Origin of the sequence: Bradyrhizobium sp. SRS-191 (genome assembly GCF_024586915.1) — a bacterium.
Taxonomy (GTDB): Bacteria; Pseudomonadota; Alphaproteobacteria; order Rhizobiales; family Xanthobacteraceae; genus Bradyrhizobium.
Genome location: NZ_JANBVS010000018.1, coordinates 31,917 through 48,732 on the forward strand (window position 1 = coordinate 31,917; position 16,816 = coordinate 48,732).

General features: G+C 66.5%; 15 protein-coding genes. 6 read left to right on the forward strand and 9 right to left on the reverse strand.

From position 1 onward, the window contains the following. Window positions 1–3 precede the first annotated feature (3 nt). Together NLR35_RS26560 and NLR35_RS26565 are read right to left on the reverse strand one after the other, a co-directional pair. Entirely contained in the window at window positions 4–465 is a 462-nt protein-coding gene (locus NLR35_RS26560; RefSeq protein WP_257169491.1) for an NUDIX domain-containing protein, read from the reverse strand. Window positions 466–469: 4 nt separating this feature from the next. Next, window positions 470–1,717, reverse strand: coding sequence for a DUF763 domain-containing protein (locus NLR35_RS26565; protein ID WP_257169492.1), 1,248 nt, complete (start codon window positions 1,715–1,717; stop codon window positions 470–472). 104 nt (window positions 1,718–1,821) lie between these two features. On the opposite strand from NLR35_RS26565, the gene putA reads away from it, so the two are divergent. Continuing rightward, complete coding sequence (putA, locus tag NLR35_RS26570; RefSeq protein WP_257169493.1) at window positions 1,822–4,917, forward strand: bifunctional proline dehydrogenase/L-glutamate gamma-semialdehyde dehydrogenase PutA; 3,096 nt, start codon at window positions 1,822–1,824, stop codon at window positions 4,915–4,917. Window positions 4,918–4,929: 12 nt separating this feature from the next. Here the strand turns inward: putA and NLR35_RS26575 are convergent, their stop codons facing one another. The 3 genes from NLR35_RS26575 to NLR35_RS26585 all read right to left on the reverse strand — a co-directional run bounded on the left by NLR35_RS26575 (window position 4,930) and on the right by NLR35_RS26585 (window position 8,327). Then, entirely contained in the window at window positions 4,930–5,907 is a 978-nt protein-coding gene (locus NLR35_RS26575) for a homoserine O-succinyltransferase (RefSeq protein ID WP_257169494.1), read from the reverse strand. Between the two features lie 12 nt (window positions 5,908–5,919). Beyond that, complete coding sequence (locus NLR35_RS26580) at window positions 5,920–7,218, reverse strand: O-acetylhomoserine aminocarboxypropyltransferase/cysteine synthase family protein (RefSeq protein ID WP_257169495.1); 1,299 nt, start codon at window positions 7,216–7,218, stop codon at window positions 5,920–5,922. A 149-nt stretch (window positions 7,219–7,367) separates the two neighbouring features. Further along, window positions 7,368–8,327, reverse strand: coding sequence for an alpha/beta hydrolase (locus tag NLR35_RS26585; RefSeq protein ID WP_257169496.1), 960 nt, complete (start codon window positions 8,325–8,327; stop codon window positions 7,368–7,370). Between the two features lie 140 nt (window positions 8,328–8,467). Between NLR35_RS26585 and NLR35_RS26590 the strand changes: the two genes are divergently transcribed. Then, complete coding sequence (locus NLR35_RS26590; protein ID WP_257169497.1) at window positions 8,468–9,355, forward strand: branched-chain amino acid aminotransferase; 888 nt, start codon at window positions 8,468–8,470, stop codon at window positions 9,353–9,355. A gap of 1 nt (window position 9,356) precedes the next feature. Here the strand turns inward: NLR35_RS26590 and NLR35_RS26595 are convergent, their stop codons facing one another. From NLR35_RS26595 to NLR35_RS26605, 3 genes are read right to left on the reverse strand one after another with little or no spacing between them, the layout of a single operon-like run. After that, window positions 9,357–10,241: an acyl-CoA acyltransferase gene (locus NLR35_RS26595; RefSeq protein WP_257169498.1), complete on the reverse strand. Its 885-nt coding sequence runs from the start codon at window positions 10,239–10,241 to the stop codon at window positions 9,357–9,359. A 33-nt stretch (window positions 10,242–10,274) separates the two neighbouring features. Continuing rightward, on the reverse strand, window positions 10,275–11,237 hold the full coding sequence (locus tag NLR35_RS26600) for an amino acid--[acyl-carrier-protein] ligase (RefSeq protein ID WP_257169499.1): 963 nt from the start codon (window positions 11,235–11,237) through the stop codon (window positions 10,275–10,277). Between the two features lie 43 nt (window positions 11,238–11,280). Beyond that, window positions 11,281–12,507 carry an acyl-CoA dehydrogenase family protein gene (locus NLR35_RS26605; RefSeq protein WP_257169500.1) on the reverse strand — a complete coding sequence of 409 codons (1,227 nt, stop codon included), beginning with the start codon at window positions 12,505–12,507 and terminating at the stop codon, window positions 11,281–11,283. A 331-nt stretch (window positions 12,508–12,838) separates the two neighbouring features. Between NLR35_RS26605 and NLR35_RS26610 the strand changes: the two genes are divergently transcribed. From NLR35_RS26610 to mtnA, 3 genes are all read left to right on the forward strand, one after another. Continuing rightward, the gene (locus tag NLR35_RS26610) at window positions 12,839–13,111 is read left to right on the forward strand and encodes a phosphopantetheine-binding protein (protein WP_257169501.1); all 273 of its coding nucleotides are present in this window, start codon (window positions 12,839–12,841) and stop codon (window positions 13,109–13,111) included. 90 nt (window positions 13,112–13,201) lie between these two features. Then, window positions 13,202–14,077, forward strand: coding sequence for an S-methyl-5'-thioadenosine phosphorylase (locus NLR35_RS26615; protein WP_257169502.1), 876 nt, complete (start codon window positions 13,202–13,204; stop codon window positions 14,075–14,077). Between the two features lie 14 nt (window positions 14,078–14,091). Next, a complete protein-coding gene (gene mtnA, locus NLR35_RS26620; RefSeq protein ID WP_257169503.1) occupies window positions 14,092–15,198 on the forward strand; it encodes an S-methyl-5-thioribose-1-phosphate isomerase in 1,107 nt (368 codons plus the stop codon). A gap of 74 nt (window positions 15,199–15,272) precedes the next feature. Here mtnA and NLR35_RS26625 read toward each other — a convergent pair whose 3' ends face one another. Next, on the reverse strand, window positions 15,273–15,911 hold the full coding sequence (locus tag NLR35_RS26625; protein ID WP_257169504.1) for an HAD-IA family hydrolase: 639 nt from the start codon (window positions 15,909–15,911) through the stop codon (window positions 15,273–15,275). Window positions 15,912–16,024: 113 nt separating this feature from the next. Here NLR35_RS26625 and NLR35_RS26630 point away from each other — a divergent pair, with 113 nt between their 5' ends. Continuing rightward, complete coding sequence (locus NLR35_RS26630) at window positions 16,025–16,792, forward strand: trypsin-like serine protease (RefSeq protein ID WP_257169505.1); 768 nt, start codon at window positions 16,025–16,027, stop codon at window positions 16,790–16,792. Window positions 16,793–16,816 lie beyond the last annotated feature (24 nt).

The following is a 16,816-nucleotide window of genomic DNA, read 5'->3' on the forward strand; positions in this document are numbered from 1 at the left end:
CGCTCACCCTCCGCCGATCTCGACGAGACGATCGAGTAGCGCGGCCTGCGCCGGATTGATGCGGGTCCTCGCCTCAGCCAGATCGAACCAGGCAGCGCGATCCACCTCCGGAAAGTGCTGGAGACGGCCGCTGCGTGGCGGCCATTCGAGCTCGAAGGTGTTGCTGACGATGGCGTCGGCATGGAGATCGGTCTCGGCGGCAAACGCCTCGACCATCTTGCCGCCGCGCTGCCTGATCTCGCCGAGCGGAATGAGCGGCGCGGTCAGCTCCGTGCCGAGCTCCTCGGCGAATTCGCGTCGCGCCACCGCCTCGGCGGATTCATCGGCGCCGAACTCGCCCTTCGGGATCGACCAGGCGCCCGCGTCCTTGTTGCGCCAGAACGGTCCGCCCGGATGCACCAGCAGCACCTCGAGCGCGCCGCCACGACGGCGAAAGGCGAGCACGCCCGCGCTGCGCGCCGGCATGGTCTCACGCCTCGCCGGTGCGCTGGATGAGATCGCGCTCCCAGCCGAACACCGAGCGGCCGTCGAGCTCGGGCGAAGCCGCGCGTTCGGTGGCGATGAATGCGTCGAGCGAAGGGCCGGTCGCGCTGCGCTCCAGCCGCCGCGCCTGGTCGTCGAGCCGCTTCAGCGCCGCCAGCGTCTCGTCGCGGCCGAGCTTGGCATGGCCGACCGCAGATTTGAGCACGCGGATGGTCTCGTCATAGACCTTGATGGGCACGGGGTAGGGATGCCGATCCTTGCCGCCATGCGCCAGCGAGAACCGCGCCGGATCGGTGAACCGATAGGGCGCGCCATGCACGACCTCGGCGACCATGGCGAGCGATCGCACCGTGCGCGCGCCGACGCCGGGTGTCAGCAGCAGTTCGGGGAAATCGACCGGCCCGCGCTCCGCGGCGGCGGCCAAGGTGCCGTGCAGCCGCCGTGCGAACACGTCCTTCGGCCTGACGTCGTGATGATCCGGCATGATGAGATGCGGCAGCATCGCTTGCGCCTGTGCCGGCGCCGGCGCGCTCAGCCGCTCGAACTCGGTGACGAGGCGGTCGGGGCCGAGCTCGGTGAGCAGCTCGAGCTGCGCATGGCGCGATGGCGCGGCGCGCTTGTCGGTGAGGTTGACGATCTCGCCCTGCGCCGGACCGTCGATCGCGCTATGCGGCGCATCGACGAAGTCGGCGATTCCTGGCGAATGCCAGTGATAGCGCCGGGCCTGCCGCGCCTCGCCATTCATGCCCTGCTGCACGACGGTCCACTTGCCGTCGGCGGTGACGAAGAAGCCATGCAGATAAAGGTCGAAGCCGTCCTGCACGGCGGCGCTGTCGACCTTGGCGACCAGCTTGCTGGTGCGCACCAGGCCTTCGCCGTCGAGACCGAGCCGGTCGCTGAGCAGGCGCAGCTCGTCGGGCGTCTTGCGCGAATGCTCGCCGCGGCCGCCGCAGACGTAGATGCCGAGCTCTGGCGACAGCGGCTTCAGCCCGCGCTTGAGCGCGCCGATCACGCTGGTGGTGATCCCCGAGGAGTGCCAGTCCATCCCCATCACGGCCCCGAACGACTGGAACCAGAACGGATGCGACAACCGCGCCAGGAATTCGTCGCGGCCGTAATGATGCACGATCGCTTGCGTGATGATGGCGCCGAGCGAGGCCATACGCGTGCCGAGCCAGGCCGGGACGCGCCCGGAATGGAGCGGAAGATCGGCGCTGCCGGTGCGTCGGGCCATGGAATCCTTGCGCTGGGGAACTGCCGCGCCAATGTATCAGACCATGTGCGGCGATGGATCACAAAGTTGGACCCTGCGCGCACGCTCTCGGAGCACGACGCCTGATGGCCAACGCGCAGCCCGCCGAAACGGTCTTCTCACCTGCCTATGCCGAGGACGACGTCGCGATCGCCGACCGCCTGCTGCGCGCCCAGGACGGCGCCGATCTTCCGGCAGTGAAGGCTTTGGCGCGGCGGCTGATCGAGGGCCTCCGCGCCAAGGCGTCGCGCTTCGGCGGCATCGACGACTTCCTGCAGGAATATTCGCTGTCCACCAACGAGGGCCTCGCTCTGATGGTGCTGGCCGAGGCGCTGCTGCGGGTGCCCGGCGACGACACCGCGGACCGTCTGATCGAGGACAAGCTCGGCCGCAGCGACTTCCTGCATCACGAGGTCAAGTCGCACACGCCTTTGGTCACCGCCTCGGCCTGGGCGCTCGGCCTCGCCGCCCGCGTGATTGCGCCGGGCGAGACGCCGGAGAGCGTGGTGGCGGGCCTCGCCCGCCGCCTCGGTCTGCCGACGGTGCGCACCGCCGCGCGACAGGCGATGAAGCTGCTCGGCAGCCATTTCGTGCTCGGCGAGACCATCGCCCAGGCCCTCGACCGCGCCAATTCCGGCACCGGCCGCCTGTTCCGCTATTCCTTCGACATGCTCGGCGAAGGCGCCCGCACCGCCCCCGACGCCGAACGCTACCGGCAGTCCTACGCGGCGGCGATCGATGCGATCGGACGGGCCGCGGGCAATGCCGCGTTGCCGGAGCGGCCGGGTATCTCGGTCAAGCTGTCGGCGTTGCATCCGCGCTATGAGGAGATCAGCCGCGAGCGCGTGCTCCGCGAGCTGGTGCCGGTGGTCATCGATCTCGCGAGGCAGGCCAAGTCGTACGACTTGAACTTTACTGTCGATGCCGAGGAGGCCGACCGGCTCGATCTCTCGATGGCGGTGATCGCGAAGACCGTGGCCGATCCGGCGCTCGCCGGCTGGGACGGTTTCGGTCTGGCGATCCAGGCCTATCAGAAGCGGGCGGAGAAGGTCATCTCCTTCATCGCCGACCTCGCCGCAACGCACGACCGCCGCTTCATGGTCCGGCTGGTCAAGGGGGCCTATTGGGACACCGAGATCAAGCGCGCGCAGGAGCGCGGGCTCGACGACTATCCGGTGTTCACGCGCAAGGCGATGACCGATCTGAACTATCTCGCCTGTGCGCGGCAATTGCTGGCGCATCGCGGCCTCATCTTCCCGCAATTCGCGACCCACAACGCGTTGACCGTCGCGCACATCGTTCAAGATGCCGGCGGCAGCGGTGGCTACGAGTTCCAGCGCCTGCATGGCATGGGCGATCCGCTCTATGCGAGCTTGCGCGAGCTGCATCCCGACATCGCCTGCCGCACCTATGCGCCGGTCGGGCAGCATCGCGATCTCCTGGCCTACCTCGTCCGCCGCCTGCTCGAGAACGGGGCCAACTCCTCATTCGTCTCTGTGGCGGCCGATCCGAACGTTCCGATCGATCAGCTCGTGACCGGCGAGGCCGAGATCATCGGCAGGCCGGACGCCGCGCGCCATCCGCATATCCTGCGGCCGCGGGATCTCTACGGTCCGGCGCGTCGTAACTCGCAGGGCATCGAGCTCGGACATCATGCCTCGCTGACCTCCTTGCGTGCCGATATCGCGCGGGCCGGCGCCGCACCGGCTGCGGCTGCGCCGATCATCGACGGCGTCGCCCAGGACGGTCCGTCACGTCAGCTCACAAGTCCGTTCGATCCCCGCGTGAGTGCCGGCACGGTGGTCGAAGCCGATGCGGCGGACGTCGAACGGGCGGTTACGGCGGCCGTCGGCGGCTTGACGTCCTGGCGCATGATCACCGCTGCCGAGCGGGCCAAGGCGTTGCGTCGCGCGGCTGACATGATCGAGCAGCGCCGGGCGCGCCTCATCCATCTGCTCGCGGTCGAAGCCGGCAAGACCCTCGACGATGCCATTGCCGAGATCCGGGAGGCGGTGGACTTCTGCCGCTACTATGCCGCCGAAGGCGAGAAACTGTTCGGCGCCGAGCTCGGCCTGCCCGGACCGACCGGCGAGTCGAATGCATTGCGGCTGCGCCCACGCGGCGTCTTCGTCGCGATCTCGCCCTGGAATTTTCCGCTCGCCATATTCATCGGGCAGATCGCCGCGGCGCTGATGGCCGGCAATGCGGTCGTCGCCAAGCCGGCCGAGCAGACGCCGCTGATCGCAGCCGAAACGGTGCGGCTGCTGCACGAGGCTGGTATTTCCTCATCGGCTTTGCAGCTCGTGACAGGCGACGGTGCCGTTGGTGCTGGTCTCGTCAACCACCCGGCGATCGCCGGCGTCGTCTTCACCGGCTCCTATGACACCGCGCGCGCGATCAACATCGCGCTCGCCAACCGCAAGGGGCCGATTCTCCCGCTGATCGCCGAGACCGGCGGCATCAATGCGTTGCTCGTCGACTCCACCGCTTTGGCCGAGCAGGTCACGGACGACGTCGTCACCTCGGCGTTCCGTTCGGCCGGCCAGCGCTGCTCGGCGCTGCGGCTGTTGTGCGTGCAGGATGACGTCGCCGACGACATCATCGCGATGATCGTGGGCGCGGCGCGTGAGCTGCGCATCGGCGACCCCCGCGATGTGTCGACCCACATTGGCCCGGTGATCGACGCGGAGGCCAAGGCGCGGCTGGACCAGCACATCGCGCGCATGAAGGTCGGCGCTCGCGTGCACTACGCGGGATCTTCGCCGGACACCGGCTGCTTCGTGGCGCCGCATGTTTTCGAACTGCAGCGGCCCGAGCAGTTGGAGCAGGAGGTGTTCGGCCCTGTCCTCCACGTGGTGCGTTATCGCGGCGACGATCTCGATCGCGTGCTGCAGGCGATCGCCGCCTCCGGATATGGCCTGACCTTCGGCCTGCATTCGCGCATCAGCCAGCTCGCCGACCGTGTCGGTCAGCTGCCGATCGGCAACATCTACGTCAACCGCAACATGATCGGCGCCGTCGTCGGCGTGCAGCCGTTCGGCGGCTGCGGGCTGTCGGGCACGGGGCCGAAGGCCGGCGGGCCGCATTACCTCGCACGCTTCGCGACCGAGCAGACGATGACGATCAACACCGCAGCCGCCGGCGGCAATGCCGCGCTGGCATCGCTGGGAGAGAAAGGATGACGCGCGATGGCGCTAGCCGTCGGCGAGATAGCCGATCCAGTTCCTGAACAGGAGCTTGGCCGCGTGACCGGCCGCGAGATCGGGGCGAAGGGTCAGCCCCGGCAGCTCGGCGGCCGAGGTCGGATCGCGTCGGGCCTTGGCGCGCAGCTCGAACGCGTTCAGCACCGCCTCGGTCTCGGCGCTGAAATAGGATTTCGGCAGTCGCGGATAGTCGTCGCGCTGGCCGGCGAGATACCGCGCGATGTCCCGCATATATTCACGCTGCAGCGACAGCGCGTCATATTCGGGATGGCCCTGGAAGAACACGAAGCGGCTCGGCATCGCGCGCGCAAAGATGTCGACGCCGACCTCGGCCGACCGGGTCAGAATGTCGTAGCCGCGCTCCGCCAGCAGCGGCTCGTTGACGGCGTTGAGGCGCGAGTGCGGCACCTGCAGCGGGGCGTCGATGCCGCGGGTCAGCCAGTCGTCCCGGACCTTCACGCAGTCGAAGACGCCGGAGCACTTGCTGGCGAGCCGCTGCCGCTCGACATTGTCGAGATGCAGCACCGCCGCATGCGCGGCGAGACAGGACCAGATTGCCGTCTTCGTGTTGGTCCTGGCCCAGTCGATGATGGCGGTGAGGTCCGGCCAGTAAGGCTCGTCGCGCAGCCGCGCCGCGATCGGCTCGGCGCCGGTGACGATCAGTCCGTCGATGCCGAGGCCGTCGAGCCGGTCGATGTCGGTATAGGTCTGGGCGACGTGGCTGCTGGCCACAGGCGAACGTGCGATCGACGGCAGCGAGAAGCAGTGCAGACGGATGCGGACGTGCCACGGCGCCGATTGCTGCAGCAGCCGCGCGATCTGGACGTCGGTTGCCTTCAGCGCGCTGTCCGGCATGTTGTTGACGAGCCCGATCGTGAGCTCGATCGGGTCGCGCACGCGACGCTCGCCGCCGGCGGGCGCCAGGGCAGGGCTCGTGATCCTGCGATCTCCCTCGAACAGCAGGGTCATCGGCTGGCGGCTCTATTCCGCCGCGTCCAGCTGACGAGGACACGCCTGCGCCAGCGCCTGGTCGAGATCCTCGATGATATCGTTGATGTGCTCGATGCCGATCGACAGCCGGATCGCCTCCGGCAGAACGCCGGCCTTGCGCTGGTCGTCGGGCGGCATCTGCCGATGCGTCGTCGAGGCCGGATGACAGGCCAGCGATTTGGCATCGCCGATGTTGACCAGCCGCGTGATCAACTTGAGTGCGTCGTAGAACGCCTTGCCGGCCTCCATGCCGCCCTTAATGCCGAACGTGAACAGCGAGGAGGCGCGGCCGTCGAGATATTTCTGGACCAGCGGATAGTAGGGGCTATCCGGGAAGCCCGCGTAGTTGACCCAGGCGACGCGCGGGTCGTTGCGCAGGAAGTCCGCGACCTTGCGCGCGTTCTCGACGTGGCGCTCCATGCGCAGCGCGACCGTCTCGATGCCCTGCAGCAGGAGGAAGGCGTTGAAGGGCGACAACACCGCGCCCATCGTGCGTTGATAGACGCTGCGCGCGCGCTGGATGTAGGCGCTGCGGCCGAAATGGTCGGTGTAGACCATGCCGTGATAGGACGTGTCCGGCTGGCTGAAGGCCGGGAAGCGATCGGTGTGATCCTTCCAGGGGAAGTTGCCGCTGTCGACCAGCATGCCGCCCAGCGTCGTGCCATGGCCGCCGAGGAACTTGGTCAAGGAATGCACGGCAATGTCGGCGCCGTAGTCGAACGGTCGCAGCAGGATCGGCGTCGCGACCGTGTTGTCGACGATCAGCGGCACGCCGTTGCGATGCGCCACCTTGGCCAGCGCTTCGATGTCGCAGACATTCCCGGCGGGGTTGCCGATCGTCTCCGCGAATACGGCCTTGGTGTTTTCGTCGATCAGGCGTTCGATCGCGTCGGGCTGGTCGCTCTCGGCGAAGCGTCCGGTGATGCCCTGGCGCGGCAGGATGTGGCCGAGCAGCGTATGCGTGGTGCCATAGAGCTGCGGCACCGAGACGATGTTGCCGCCGCCATCGGCGAGATTGACGAAGGCGAAATGCAGCGCGGCCTGGCCGGTGCCGACGGCGAGCGCACCGACGCCGCCTTCGAGCTCGGCGACGCGCTTCTCGAGCACGTCCGTCGTCGGGTTGGAGATGCGGCTGTAGCGATAGCCCTCGACTTCGAGGTTGAACAGCGCGGCGCCGTGATCGGCGCTGTCGAACGCGTAGGCCGCGGTCTGATAGATCGGAACCGCGACGGCCTTGGTCGTGCCTTCAGGCTCATAGCCGGCGTGGATTGCAATCGTCTCATTGCGCATCGGCGATCTCCATCCCGCTTCGCTCAAAGAAGCGATCTGCACGTCATCCGCGAGTCCCGATGTTGTAGGAGCGCAGGCGTAAAGCGGTCCATAATTCGCGATAACAACGACGAAATAACCCTAACGAGATATGGCGGATAAGCCTCGAATTATTGCGCGGCCGGGGCATGCGGGAGAGACCGGATCTGGCGCCCGATCAGCTCGAGAGCCGATTTGGCCTGCGGAAGCAGCGTACCGAGGGCGTGGAAATTGTGCACCATGCCGTCGTGACAGACATGCGCGACTGTCACGCCGGCATCTGCGAGCCGTGCCGCATAGGCATTGCCCTCGTCACGCATTGGATCGAACTCCGCGGTATGGATGATGGCGGGCGGCAGGCCGGAAAGGTCAGCGAGGCACAAGGGCGAGATTCGCGGATCGTGGAGGTCAGTTGGTTCCGGAAGGCAGTCGGCGAGGTCGGCCTGCCACGTGGCGGCGTCGACCAGATATCCGGTTCCGAACAGCTCGCGCGACGGCCAGCTCCGCGAGAAGTCCAGCACGGGACAGATCAGGCACTGCGCCGCGATCCCGAAGCCCGTGGTGCCGCCGGGATGCTGGCACACGGCCGCAGCGAGCGTCGCGCCGGCGGAATCCCCTCCCACCACGATCCGGTTGCGGTCGATGCCGAGCGCGCTCGCGTGATCGATGGCGAAGCGGACAGCTGCCAGTGCGTCTTCGAATGCTGCCGGAAATTTGTGTTCTGGCGCCAGACGGTAGTCGATCGACACCAGACGGCATTTGCCGGCAGCAGCAAGCGCAGCCGCGACCCGGTCATGCGTGTCGATGCTTCCCGCCACGAGGCCGCCACCGTGAAAGTAAACGAAGCCGGCACCGGGAGCACCGGTGTCAACCGCCTCGTCGGTCGGCGTGTACAGGCGATAGCGGAGCGGACCCGCCGGCCCGCGAAAGTGGCCGTCCTGGATCGTCACCGCGCCGACATCGTTGCGCGCGAACTGCATCAGTTTCGCGAGCGACTGCCGGCGTTGCTCCACACTCGGGCGCTCCCGATCTGCCGAGCCGGCAGTGGCCAACATCGACAGCAGGCGCCGGGCACGAGGGTCGAGCGGCATCAGGGTTCCAGATTAACCAAGGTGGCGGTCAGTGTGCCAGCCAAGCGTGAATCGATCATGAGTGGCCGCGCGGCAAGCAGATCCTTAAAATATCCACGCCAGAACGGCAGGATCGATCTCTGTCGAACGGGAGCGCCGCCATGACCCACATCGTCAAGCCTGTCAGCTACTCGCAGACCTGGACGTTCTTCGACGGCGAATGGCACGAGGGCAATGCGCCGATCATGGGCGTACGAACCCATGCGACCTGGCTGGCATCGACCGTATTCGATGGCGCGCGCGCTTTCGAAGGCGTGGCGCCGGATCTCGAGCGCCACTGCGCGCGGGTCAATCAGTCTGCCGTCAATTTCCGGCTCAAGCCGGTGGTCGATGTGGCGACCTGGATGGGGCTGGCGCGTGAAGGTATCGCGCGGTTCGGCGCCGGCGCGGAGCTCTACATCCGCCCGATGTATTGGGCGCAGCATGGCGCCGGCGGCGGCGTGCTGTTCGATCCGGAGACCACCAACTGGTGCCTGTGCATCTACGAGGCGCCGATGCCGCAGCCGACCGGCAATGCGATCACCCTGTCGCCGTTCCGGCGGCCGACGGCGGAATGCGCGCCGGTCGACGCCAAGGCGGCGTGCCTCTATCCGAACAATTCGCGCGCGCTGACCGAGGCGGCCTCGCGCGGCTTCAACAATTGCCTGATGCTCGATCTGCTCGGCAACGTCGCCGAGTTCGGCAATGCCAACGTGTTCATGGCCAAGGACGGCGTCGTCTTCACGCCGGTGCCGAACGGGACATTCCTCAACGGCATCACCCGCCAGCGCGTCATCGATCTGCTGCGCGGCGACGGCGTCAGCGTGGTGGAGACCACCTTGCGCTACGATGATTTCCTGGCGGCAGACGAGATCTTCTCGTCCGGCAATTTCGCCAAGGTCGCTCCGGTCATCCGCATCGATGGTCGGACGTTGCCGATTGGCCCGGTGTTCAGCCGGGCGCGAAGGCTGTATTGGGACTACGCGCATGAGACCAGGGCGGCCGCCTGACCTAGGCGCCATACAGCGGCAGCTCGGTGTCGCTGAGATCGCCGAGCTGCGGCGGCTGCGCGCCCTTGATGTACTTCCGGCCGCGCCGTTCGGTGTAGACGCCGATGAGACCGTCGATCGATCCATTGGCGTCAGTCATCACGGAGATGCAGCCGTGGCGTAACAGCAGAAGCCGGCCGATGGCGCCGGCGCAGCCGACGTAGTCGGAGATGTCGCGGCAGTAGATCAGCTGCATCGCAGGCAATGCGAAGCGCCCCTGGCGGATGCGGACCTTCTGCAGAACCAACGGAATAGGACCTGTCTTCGATCGCACCACAACGCTGAGACAGCCATAGCGCGCGTGGCGGATGAGCAATTCGGCTTCGTCAGGCGGAATGCCGGCCACGGTCTCGGCGCTCGCCTCGATCCGGTCGATCGGCGAGCCGAGGCCGGCGATCGAAAGCATCGGCATCGAGAAGAACAGGCCGCGGCAATAGGCGCGAAAGCCTTGCGCCTCGATGATCGGCCAAGTCGGCCTGGCCGCGCTGATATTGACGTAAGTGACCTCGGGCCGCCGCTGCGCGATGCGCGTTAGCATCGTCGCATAATTGCGGAAGGCGGGCTCGACGTACCAGCTCGACAGGTTGCACCAGATCCGCGGCCCGGCGGGCGTGCCGCGATCGCTATAGATCACGAGCAGAACGCCGACAGCGATGCCGTCGTGGTCCAGCAGGTAACCGTAACGCGGATAACCGGCAGGTACGGCCCGGCTCGCTTGCCGCCGCAACCCGCTCGACCAATACTCGCGCGAGCGCCGCGGGAAGCCGCGCGCCAAGAGACCGGCCACCGCATCGAGATCGGCCTCTCCGATCTCGCGGCACCGGATCACTGGCTTGAGCGCGGTCATGAGCTGCTTTGCCGATCTCCGACGAGCGCCGTGCTAGCCGACGAGGTCGGCCTGTCGCTCCAGGCGCAGCATCTCGCGGACGCGCGCAGGCCAGCGCGCGAGATCGACGCCGTGGGTGTGGAACAGCGCGACAGCGAGCCGGTCCATGCCGAAGGCGACGCAGCCGGTGTGGGCCGGCGCGCCATCGGCGTCCGAGATGCCCCAGGTCGTGCCGAAATGCTCGCGGTGATAGTTGAAGCTCATGCAGGCCGTGGGCTGCTCCTCTGAGCGCAGCGGCACCAGCAGCTCGAACTTCAGCGACTGCTGCTTCTGGCTGACGGCCTTCATCTGGCCGACTCGCCCAAAGAACGGGTCGCTGGCGTGATCGACGCGGAACGACAAGCCGAGATCGGTGGCGATCGCCTGCGCCTTCGCCATCCAGCGGTCCCGGAAGGCGGAGACGTCATCGGGCGTTCCAATGCAGACATATTCGCGCATCCGGAACGACTGCAGCCGGTCGAGATGCCGCGACGGCTCACGGCGGAAGCAATCGGCGGCGACGTCGAAGCGGAGGCCACCGACCGGCAGCGCGCCGCGGCTGGCGGCAATGGGATAGACCGGATAACAGGCCGCTGGCGACAGCACGAGATCGGCGGGCGACAGCGACGTTGTCCAGTCGCCGCCTCGGTCGAAGCGGGCCACGGCCTCATGGATGTCGCGCTCGGTGCCATGCAGGCCGCAGACGCAGCCAAGCAGGTTGGGAAAGCTCTTGAGATAGCCCGACTTCTCGAGCTGCGCGCGGCTCATGACCGGCGGGAAGCGCATCACCTCGGTGCCGGGCTCGCGGTGACGCGTGATCAGCGCGGCGAGCTGCTCGACCACGCCTTCATACAGCGCGGTGCGCGCATAGACGCCGTCCGCTCCCATGCGGTGGAACAGGGCGTCGGTGAGATGATCCAGGGCGTCGACCGGCTGAGGGGCAATCTCGGGCGACTGCGGGAGAACGGGAATGGTCATGTCTCAAATCCCTAAATGGAAACAAGGCGTACGAGCGATGAGATCATTCGTAGAGCGAGTTCGGCACGGCGCTCATCAGATTGGCGGTCGCGATGTTGGTCAGGATGCGATCATTGTTGATCATGATCGGCGCCGACAGCACGTCGCGCAGATGCCGGCCGATCGAGAACTCGCCATCGTTGCGATAGCCCGACAAGCCGCAGGCGCGCATCGCATGCATGACGGTCTCGACCGCAAGCTCGGACGCCTGAACCTTGAGAAGGGTAATAGTGGACTGGAAATCGAGCGAGCTCAGCGCCCGCTCGTCATATTCGTGGGCCGCGAACGCATCCATGGTGGTGACGATCATCGCGCGCAGCCGCGCCAGCGCCATCTTCGCCGCGGTGTAATGCGCGGCAGCCGGCGGCATCTGTCCGCCGGCACCGCGGGCGGCCTTGCGGAGAAACTTCTGCGACCGCTGAACCGCTGCGGCGGCGATGCCCGCCCAGGCGGACGACCAGCAGAGATGCGCGAACGGGGTCATCGTCTGGGCGTGAATGCGGTCATAGGCCTCGGGGAACATCCGGTCCGACGGACAGTCCACCTTGAGCTCGAATCCGGTCGAACAGGTGCCGCGCATGCCGAGCGTCTCCCAGCCCTGCGTCCGCGCGATCGTGTAGTCGTCCCGGGTGAGCGCCAGCAAGACCTGGTCGGAAGCGGCAGCGCCGTCGGCGCGGCGCGCGATCGTGACGAGGCCGTCGGCCTCAGCGCCGTAGGAAATGACGGTGGCGTCGCGCAGCAGGGTGATGCGGTCACCCTCGTGGCCGACGGCTGCGGCGCTGGCGCGGATGTTGCCGCCATTCTGTCCTTCGGTGGTGGACGAGGCCATCAACAGCTGCTCGGATGCGATGCGGCGCATCAGCGATTCCATGTAGGCGTTGCCGCGGCCGTGACGCACGAGGCAGGCGACCTTGGTCTGATGCATGGCAAAGATCATGGCGCTGGAGGCGCAGGCGCGTCCTAGCGCGTAGCAGACGTCGGCGACGTCGTGGACCGATGCGCCGAAGCCGCCGAACTCGACCGGAATTTGCATGCCGAGCAGCCTGTGCTCGCGGGCGGCGTCGATTGCGGCCTTCGGAAAGCGTCCGTCACGATCGACCTCTTCGGCCTCTGCGGCGGCCTGAGCAGCAACGGCATTGCTACGCTGGACAAACAGGGAGCTGCGATCGAGCAGCAGGCTCTCACCATCCTCGGAGACGGGAGTACGAAGTGCGGTTCCCTGGAGTGTCATGACCGATCTGTGCTCCGGATTTTGCCTTGTTGAGAGCTCGGCCGCGCTTGTCAGCACGTACATCGATACCCTGCACTACAACGCAGGGTATGGATTTGATTCAAATGCGTCGACGAAATTCAGGGTAAACGCCGTGGAATCCCGGGGCAGGGGTTAATTCCTGGTTGTTCTGTTCGGGAGGATTCTCTCCATCGCGTTAGCGTTAAGGCGAATTCACCATTGCAACGAGCACGTCGCGTAACCTTTTCGGCAGCGGAATGCGTTAGGTCTCGTCGGTCGATCGACCGATGCGTCGGTGGATCATCTGCCGCTGTGAGCAAGAGAGTTTCGTATGTCGAGTTTCGAAGCCGATATCAGCAAGCGGGTTGTCGCGCTGGTCCGTGACATTCTCGCGCAGAATTCCATCTCCGCCGAGGTGGCGAGCGACGCGAAGCTCGTCGATGTCGGCCTGACCTCGATGGACATGGTCAACCTGATGCTGGCGATCGAGGCGGAGTTCGATTTCACGATTCCGCAGGAGCTCATCACGCCGGAGAACTTCCGGTCGGTGGCGACGCTCGAGCGTCTCGTGGCCGGTCAGTTGGCGGCTGCAAAGGCGGCCTGATCCCGTCCTGGATTTCGCCCGCGGCGGCCGGCACGGTTTCCAACGCGGTTCAAAACTGGCATTCTCATCTCGGCTGGAGATGGGGACGTCATGACGAAGGCTGTGCTTGGCATTATCGGCGGATCGGGCATCTATGATCTGCCGGGCTTGGAAGACGCGCGCGAGGAGGTGATCGCAAGCCCCTGGGGCGAGCCGTCCGCGCCGTTGCGCCGCGGAACCATTGCGGGCCTGCCGATCGTGTTCCTGCCGCGGCACGACAAGGGACACCGGCTGTCGCCGTCCGACATCAACTATCGCGCCAATATCGACGTGCTGAAGCGCGCCGGCGTCACCGACCTGGTGTCGCTGTCGGCCTGCGGCTCCTTCAAGGAGGAACTGCCGCCCGGCACATTCGTGCTGGTCGATCAGTTCGTCGACCGCACCTACAAGCGCGAGAGCTCGTTCTTCGGCAAGGGCTGCGTCGCCCATGTGTCGATGGCGCATCCGGTGTCGCCACGGCTGCGCATTCATCTGGCCGCAGCTGCAGAGGCGGAGGGCATCGCGGTTGCGCGCGGCGGCACCTATGTCTGCATGGAAGGGCCGCAATTCTCGACCTATGCCGAGAGCATGACCTACAAGGCGGCCGGCTATTCGGTCATCGGAATGACCAACATGCCGGAGGCGAAGCTCGCCCGCGAGGCCGAGATCTGCTACGCGACGGTCGCCATGGTGACCGACTTCGATTGCTGGCATCCTGACCATGACGCGGTGACGGTACAGGACATCATCCGCGTGCTCACCACCAATGCCGACAAGGCCAAGTCGCTGGTCGCGCGGCTCGCCCGCGAGTTCCCGCGTGAGCATGAGCCGTGTCCGATCGGTTCGGACCGTGCGCTCGACACCGCCCTGATCACCGCGCCCGATGCACGCGATCCCGAACTCCTCGAAAAGCTCGATGCGGTTGCGGGCCGCATTCTGCGTAGCTGAGCAGGAGACCGACGATGAAGGTGGACGGCAAGCATTATCGCAGCATCTGGCTCGATGCCGACGGCTGGTCGGTCTGTGCGATCGATCAGCGGCGGCTGCCGCACGAATTCGTGGTGGCGAAGATCACCACCTGCGAGGAGGCGGCGGACGCGATCCGCCATATGCTGGTTCGCGGCGCACCGCTGATCGGCGCCACGGCCGCGTTCGGCATGGCGCTGGCGATGCGCGACGACCGCTCGGATCCCGGCATCGACCGCGCTTACGAAATGCTGATCGCGACGCGGCCGACCGCGATCAATCTGAAATGGGCTCTCGATACCATGTCGACGATGCTGCGCCGGCTGGCGCCTTCGGAGCGACGCGATGCGGCCTATGCGCGCGCGGTCGACATCGCCGGCGAGGATGTCAACATCAATCAGGGCATCGCGGGCCATGGTCTCGCGCTGATCGAGGCGGCAGCGGCGCGCAAGAGGCCTGGTGAAGTCGTCAACGTGTTGACCCATTGCAACGCCGGCTGGCTGGCGACCGTCGATTGGGGCACGGCGACCGCGCCGATCTATCTCGCGCATGATCGCGGCATTCCGATCCATGTCTGGGTCGATGAGACGCGGCCGCGCAACCAGGGCGCCTCGCTCACGGCCTGGGAGCTCGGCCATCATGGCGTCGCGCACACCGTGATCCCCGACAACACCGGCGGCCACCTGATGCAGCACGGTATGGTCGACCTTGCCATTGTCGGCACCGATCGCGTGGCGGCCAATGGCGACGTCTGCAACAAGATCGGCACCTACCTGAAGGCGCTCGCGGCCCACGACAATGGCGTGCCGTTCTATGTCGCGCTGCCGTCGCCGACGATCGACTTCGCCGTCGCCGGAGGACGGCAGATTCCGATCGAGCAGCGCAGCGCGCAGGAGGTGACGGAGATGACCGGGCGCACTGCCGACGGCCGCATCGAGACCGTGCGCATCGTGCCGCCGGGATCTCCGGTGGCGAATTACGGGTTCGACGTGACGCCGGCGCGGCTGGTGAGCGGGCTGATCACCGAGCGTGGCGTGCTGCAGGCCGATGGCGCGGCGCTGGCAGCGGCGTTTCCAGAGCGGGCGAAGGCGACGAACTATTAGAACATCCGCGTCATTGCTATTGGAGCAAAGCAGTTCAGGCTTTGGCGGGATGCTGAACCGCGTTGCGCGCGCGGCTAGGTGAGCTTCAAGCCTGTCGCAGCCTCCAACTCCGTGATCGCCTGAGACGCACTGACAACCTTGATCGTGGTCATCCCCATCTCGCGCGCCGGCTTCAGGTTCACGCCGAGATCGTCGAGATAGACGCAGTCCGCCGGGCTGACATCGAGCGCCTCGGTCATCATCTGGTAGATTCGCGGGTCAGGCTTGCGCAGTCCGATCTTGGCGGATTCGATCACGTGATCGAACAGCGCCATCACCTCGGCAACATAGAACGAGCGGCCGCCCTGGCTGCCGATCGCATTGGCCGGCAGATTGTTGGTGATGCAGCCGGTCTTGCACTCGGACTTGATGCGGCGGAGCGCCTCCACCATGTCGGGCCGGAGATCGCCCGTCAGCAGCGGCAGGACCTCGCGGCCATTCACCGCGGCGCCGCCAAGCGCCAGGGATTCCTCGGCGAACAGCCGATCGAACGTGTCGAGGTCGATCTCGGCGCGCTCGAACTTGGCCCAGGCGTTTTCGAGATGATTGGCCGCGTTGGTGTTCCGAATGATGTCGGCGGGATAGCCGCGCTCTCTCTCGAACCGCGCGAACGCCTCGAACGGCGATGTCGTCATCACGCCGCCGAAATCAAAGATCACCGCCTCGACCATCACGCGTCCTGTCCTTCGTTCGCTTCCCCGTGTGTTCGCTAACACGAGACGCCTCACTTTGCGATTCTCTTGACGTTCTCTTGGCGATATCGGCGGCGGCCGCTATTGATGCGGCGATGAAGCTGTTCGTCTCGATCTCGATCGCCGCATTGCTGGCCGTTTCGCCGGCCCTTGCGATCGTCGGCAACGCGCCCGCGTTGAACGACGGTATCGGGCGATCCGTGGTCACGATCGTCGGCTCGCGCGGCAATTTCTGCAGCGGCGCGTTGATCGCTGCAAAGCTTGTCCTGACCGCCGGCCACTGCGTGCAGCCGGGCGTCGATTACCGCATCGTGGAATACGATCGCGACCGCAAGCCGGTGCTCAAGACGGTCCGGCGCGTGGCGGTGCATCCGAGCTTCAGCATGCAGTCCATCCTGGTTCATCGCGCCACTGCCGATGTGGCGCTCTTGGAGCTGGAGGCGCCGGCGAAGGAACGTGCGCCCGCCACGCTCGGCGTCCCACAGTCGCCGCTGGCCGCCGGCAATCCCTTCACAGCCGCAGGCATCGGCGTCGCGATCCCCGGCGATGGCAAGAGCGGCGGTGTGGTGCGCGCAGCGTCGCTTGTCGCGACCGGCAAGCCCGGAACGTTGCAGATCCGCCTCGTTGATCCCGCGACGCAGGGCGCGCGGGCCGGGCTCGGCGGTTGCACCGGTGATTCCGGCGGGCCTGCTTTCGAGAGGCAGGCGCAAGGCGAGGTGCTGATTGGCGTCATCTCATGGTCGACGGGGCCCAATCTCGGTGACGGCTGCGGCGGCATGACCGGCGTTACGCCGCTCACGCTGTATCGCGACTGGGTCGTGCAGACCGCGCGACAATGGGGCATGCCGCTCGGCGGAAATTGAGATTGCTCAGGGGTGGGTTGTGGC

Bases quoted from the DNA above. Each gene is read 5' to 3' on its own strand.
- NLR35_RS26560 (WP_257169491.1), bottom strand. From the start codon at position 465: ATGCCGGCGCGCAGCGCGGGCGTGCTCGCCTTTCGCCGTCGTGGCGGC.
- NLR35_RS26565 (WP_257169492.1), bottom strand. From the start codon at position 1,717: ATGGCCCGACGCACCGGCAGCGCCGATCTTCCGCTCCATTCCGGGCGC.
- putA (WP_257169493.1), top strand. From the start codon at position 1,822: ATGGCCAACGCGCAGCCCGCCGAAACGGTCTTCTCACCTGCCTATGCC.
- NLR35_RS26575 (WP_257169494.1), bottom strand. From the start codon at position 5,907: ATGACCCTGCTGTTCGAGGGAGATCGCAGGATCACGAGCCCTGCCCTG.
- NLR35_RS26580 (WP_257169495.1), bottom strand. From the start codon at position 7,218: ATGCGCAATGAGACGATTGCAATCCACGCCGGCTATGAGCCTGAAGGC.
- NLR35_RS26585 (WP_257169496.1), bottom strand. From the start codon at position 8,327: ATGCCGCTCGACCCTCGTGCCCGGCGCCTGCTGTCGATGTTGGCCACT.
- NLR35_RS26590 (WP_257169497.1), top strand. From the start codon at position 8,468: ATGACCCACATCGTCAAGCCTGTCAGCTACTCGCAGACCTGGACGTTC.
- NLR35_RS26595 (WP_257169498.1), bottom strand. From the start codon at position 10,241: ATGACCGCGCTCAAGCCAGTGATCCGGTGCCGCGAGATCGGAGAGGCC.
- NLR35_RS26600 (WP_257169499.1), bottom strand. From the start codon at position 11,237: ATGACCATTCCCGTTCTCCCGCAGTCGCCCGAGATTGCCCCTCAGCCG.
- NLR35_RS26605 (WP_257169500.1), bottom strand. From the start codon at position 12,507: ATGACACTCCAGGGAACCGCACTTCGTACTCCCGTCTCCGAGGATGGT.
- NLR35_RS26610 (WP_257169501.1), top strand. From the start codon at position 12,839: ATGTCGAGTTTCGAAGCCGATATCAGCAAGCGGGTTGTCGCGCTGGTC.
- NLR35_RS26615 (WP_257169502.1), top strand. From the start codon at position 13,202: ATGACGAAGGCTGTGCTTGGCATTATCGGCGGATCGGGCATCTATGAT.
- mtnA (WP_257169503.1), top strand. From the start codon at position 14,092: ATGAAGGTGGACGGCAAGCATTATCGCAGCATCTGGCTCGATGCCGAC.
- NLR35_RS26630 (WP_257169505.1), top strand. From the start codon at position 16,025: ATGAAGCTGTTCGTCTCGATCTCGATCGCCGCATTGCTGGCCGTTTCG.